Origin of the sequence: Nguyenibacter vanlangensis, from assembly GCF_013376155.1 — a bacterium.
Lineage (GTDB): Bacteria > Pseudomonadota > Alphaproteobacteria > Acetobacterales > Acetobacteraceae > Gluconacetobacter > Gluconacetobacter vanlangensis.
The window spans coordinates 1-4083 of sequence record NZ_JABXXP010000247.1 but is presented as its reverse complement, the minus strand read 5'-3'; the positions used below and the strand labels follow the sequence as shown (position 1 = coordinate 4083).

Here is a 4083-nt window from a genome sequence, read left to right as displayed (position 1 = left end):
AGCGCCGCATGCTGCACCGCGCGCAGGCGAGGCGATTGCTCCAGCAGATGCATGCGCGCCGCCTGGTGGCAATCGGGCGCCACCCTTGCCAGCAGGCGCAGCATGTCGGCCATCAGCGTTCCGCGCCCCGGCCCGGCCTCGATCAGACGGAACGGCGCCGGACGGCCCATCGCCTGCCAGGTGACGGCCACCCAGGCCCCCAGGATCTCGCCGAAGATCTGCGAGATCTCGGGCGCGGTAACGAAATCGGCGAACGGATCGCGCCCGGCATAGTAGGTCGCGTTGGCCCGCGCCATGAAACGATCCAGCCGTTCGGGCGCATCCGTGCTCACGGGCGTTCGGAGCCCGTATCGACCGGCATCAGCAGGGTCCGCGGCGGCCGGCGCATCGCCTGCAGCATCAGCCCCGCGCCGGCAATCGCCATGGGAATGCACAGGATCTGCCCCATGGTGGTGCCGAACGGCAGAAACCCGATAAAGGCATCCGGCTCGCGGAAACACTCGCAGATGCTGCGCGCCACGGCATAGCCGAACAGGAACAGCCCGGACAGGAAGCCCGGCCGCTCACGGATCGCCTGCCGGCGCGACATCACCCACATCATCGCGAACAGCGCCAGCCCCTCCAGCAGCGCCTCGTAGAGTTCGGACGGATGCCGCGGCTGGGGGCCGGCCTGAGGAAAGACCATCGCCCAGGGCAGGCCGGACGGCGCCGGGCGCCCCCACAATTCCCCGTTGATGAAGTTGGCGATGCGCCCCAGCCCCAGCCCGATTGGCACGACGACCGTCACCCGGTCGGAAAACGCCAGGAAACTCAGCTTATTGCGCCAGGAGAACAGCGCCAGCGCCACCACGACGCCAAGCGCCCCGCCATGGAAGGACATTCCCCCGCGCCAGACTTCCACCACCGCCATCGGATGCGCGAGATACAGCGATGGCTGGTAGAACAGGATATAGCCCAGCCGCCCCCCCAGCACGACACCCAGCGTCGCCCAGGTCAGGAAATCGTCGACCTGCAGCGCGGTCGCCGCACGGGGCGACAATCCCGCCAGGCGGCGCACCAGCCGCCAGCCGACCAGCAGCGCGGTGATATAGGCCATAGCATACCAGCGAATGGCCAGCGGCCCCACATGCACCATGACCGGATCGAATTGCGGAAATATCAGGACGGGCAGCATGCAGCGTCTTTCTGCTACGAAATGGCGTTACGAAATGGCGTCGGGGCGGCCAGGGACGAGCGGGCCGGACGATGCGTCACAGATATGGGTCGGGCGCGGCCAAGTAATCCCGCACGTACCGGCGGACCCCGTCTTCCAGCGTCGTGAACGGCCGTCCATAGCCCGCCGCCCGCAGGCGCGTCATGTCCGCGCAGGTATAGGATTGGTACTGTCCCCGCAAATTGGCGGGCATGTCGATGAATTCCACTTGCCTTGGCGCACCCGTGGCGTCGCACACCGCATGGGCTAGGTCCAGATAGGTCCGCGCCACCCCGGTCCCGCAATTGAACAGCCCGCTGACCTGCGGGTTGTCCAGCAGCCACAGCATCACGTCCACCACGTCGCCGACCCAGATGAAGTCCCGCGCCTGCGCTCCATCCGCCAATCCCTGCACATCTGACCGGAACAGCCGCGCCGGCAAGCCCTGACTGACCTCGTCATATTTCACCTTCACGACCGAGATCATCTTGCCCTTGTGGTATTCGTTCGGGCCGAAGACGTTGAAGAATTTCAGCCCCGCCCATTGCGGCGGCGCGGCCTCGCCCCGGGCCAGTCGCGCCATTACCTGCCGATCGAATACATGCTTCGACCAGCCATACAGGTTCAGCGGCCGCAGGGAGTCCAGCATTGCGGGATCGTCCGAAAACAGTTCCGACCGATCGGCGGCGCCATAGGTCGCAGCCGATGACGCATAGATGAAGCGCACACCGTGCCGCACGCACCACGCCCATAAACGCGCCGACAGGTCAATATTGGTGCGCCAGATCAGGTCTCCGTCACGCGCGGTCGTCTCGCTAATCGCGCCCAAATGGAACACAGCCGTCACGGCCGGCTGGCCGGCCAGGAAATCGTCCAGAGCCTCGGGCGCAAGCAGCCGCTCGGGGGCATGGCGCGCGATATTGCGCCATTTCCCTTCCGCACCCAGCCAGTCGACGATGACCGTCTCCTCGCCCCGCGCCCGAAGCGCCGCATGCAGACATGAGCCGATGAACCCGGCTCCACCGGTGATGATGATCATGACCTGACTCTATAGAGCAGTTCGCTGCGCGATCGAAGACCCGCGACGTCCCATGCCACCGGCCCGCCGTTTGCCGGATGGCCATCGTGGGCCGGAATGTCTATATGCTGCCAGATGCACCGCCGGGCGGCTTTGTCCAATCCGGCCACCACCCACCCTGGAACAGGAGGCTCCGCCATGCCCGACAGGCCCCGTATCTTCGACGATCTCGCTGGCGTTGCCGGCGGCGCCTTCTCGGCGCTGGCTGGACTGCGGGAAGAAATCGGCGCCATCGTTCGAGCCCGCGTCGACGAGGTCCTTTCGACGCTGAACCTGGTCCGACGAGAAGATTTCGAGGTGGTGCGCGAATTGGCCGGCCGGGCACGCTCGGCGCAGGAGGAGGCCGATGCCCGCCTCGCGGCGCTCGAGGCCCGAATCGTGGCCCTTGAAGCTCAACCCGGCACGCCCCCCTTTCCGCCCTCCATGCCCGGCGAAACGAACCCGACAGCCAACCCGTTCTGAAGCCGAACGAAACGCAAAAAAATCCGCAGGACGGCACGCCCGCGTCCGCGTGACTCTTGCCAGTCTGCCCGAACCGCCCATAGGGTTGAAATGTGGCCGCGTTCTCACCCGTGGCGGGAACGGCCAGCGGCCCGCTTACGCAGACGTCCGGGGTCCGGTGCGCGACGCCGGCCTCCCTCCACGGCTCAGGGGAGTCCCATATGCCTGCTCTCACGCCCTCCTCTCCCTCCCAGGACTCCAACCCGCTCGATCTCATGGAACAGATCGTCGGCGGCTATGAATGGGCGTTCGAACGCCGCAACGATTCCGAAATGGCCGCCGAGGCCCCCGGAAAATGGTGCGATTATGGTCTATATTTTTCCTGGTCGCGCGAAGTCAGCGCGATGCATTTCACCTGCACATTTGACCTGAAGGTCCCAACGCAGCAACGCCGGGCCTTGTTCGAACTGGTCGCCCTGGCCAATGAGCGACTGTGGATCGGCCATTTCGGCATGGATCTTGAGAGCGGCATGCCGCTGTTCCGCCACGCGGTCCTACTGCGTGGCGCCCCCGGCGCATCGATGGAAAGTCTCGAGGACATGGTCGATATCGCCATTACCGAGTGCGAGCGCTTCTACCCCGCCTTCCAGTTCGTGCTGTGGGGCGGCAAGACCCCTGCGGAGGCGCTGGAGGCCGCGATGCTGGATTGCGCGGGCGAGGCGTGAGCAACTCGGCCTCGCCGTTCGCTCCCATTCCCCCCCTGCTTCTGGTCGGGTGCGGACAGATGGGCGGCGCGATGCTGGCCGGCTGGCTGGCCGACGGACTTGCTCCGTCGGTCGTTCTCGACCGGCACCGCGACGATATCCCTGCGCCGCATCGCGTCGTGCGGGATGCCGCCGACCTTCCGCGGGATTTCGTTCCTTCCCTGATCGTCCTGGCCGCCAAGCCGCAGAAGGCTGCCGAGGTGCTGCCCGCCCTGGCCCCGTTCGCGCGCCAAGCGCCCATCCTGTCGGTCATGGCCGGCAAGACGGTCGGCGGGCTGACGGCGGCGCTGGCCGATGCGGGCTGCCCGGATGCCGTCGTCATCCGGGCCATGCCCAACACGCCCTCGGCGATCGGGCAGGGCATGACGGTCTGCTATGCCCCGCCCGGGGCCAGCGACGCCCAGCGCGCCTTGTGCGAACGCATACTCTCGGCCATCGGCGACACGGCCTGGGTCACCCGGGAAGAGCAGATGGACGCCGTGACCGCGATCTCGGGCAGCGGCCCGGCCTATGTCTTCCTGCTTGCCGAACTGATGGAACAGACAGGCACCGCGCTGGGCCTGCCGCCGGAACTCGCCCGCCGCATCGCCCGCCGCACCGTTTCGGGG

6 protein-coding genes are annotated in these 4083 nt (G+C 66.9%); 3 read left to right on the top strand and 3 right to left on the bottom strand.

Translation table 11 applies throughout. The annotated features are described in order from the left end of the window. The 3 genes from HUK84_RS11690 to rfaD all read right to left on the bottom strand — a co-directional run. Positions 1 to 296: SAM-dependent methyltransferase (locus HUK84_RS11690; protein ID WP_176640448.1), on the bottom strand; the 296-nt coding region annotated here is incomplete at its 3' end. A gap of 32 nt (positions 297 to 328) precedes the next feature. Beyond that, complete coding sequence (gene lgt, locus HUK84_RS11685; protein WP_176640446.1) at positions 329 to 1174, bottom strand: prolipoprotein diacylglyceryl transferase; 846 nt, start codon at positions 1172 to 1174, stop codon at positions 329 to 331. A gap of 76 nt (positions 1175 to 1250) precedes the next feature. Further along, on the bottom strand, positions 1251 to 2231 hold the full coding sequence (gene rfaD / locus HUK84_RS11680) for an ADP-glyceromanno-heptose 6-epimerase (RefSeq protein ID WP_176640445.1): 981 nt from the start codon (positions 2229 to 2231) through the stop codon (positions 1251 to 1253). A 177-nt stretch (positions 2232 to 2408) separates the two neighbouring features. Between rfaD and HUK84_RS11675 the strand changes: the two genes are divergently transcribed. From HUK84_RS11675 to HUK84_RS11665, 3 genes are all read left to right on the top strand, one after another. After that, complete coding sequence (locus tag HUK84_RS11675; RefSeq protein WP_176640444.1) at positions 2409 to 2732, top strand: accessory factor UbiK family protein; 324 nt, start codon at positions 2409 to 2411, stop codon at positions 2730 to 2732. A 200-nt stretch (positions 2733 to 2932) separates the two neighbouring features. Then, positions 2933 to 3436: a type III secretion system chaperone family protein gene (locus tag HUK84_RS11670; RefSeq protein ID WP_176640443.1), complete on the top strand. Its 504-nt coding sequence runs from the start codon at positions 2933 to 2935 to the stop codon at positions 3434 to 3436. Between the two features lie 71 nt (positions 3437 to 3507). After that, positions 3508 to 4083 (top strand): pyrroline-5-carboxylate reductase family protein (locus HUK84_RS11665; protein ID WP_246285638.1); only part of this gene is annotated, 576 nt, incomplete at its 3' end.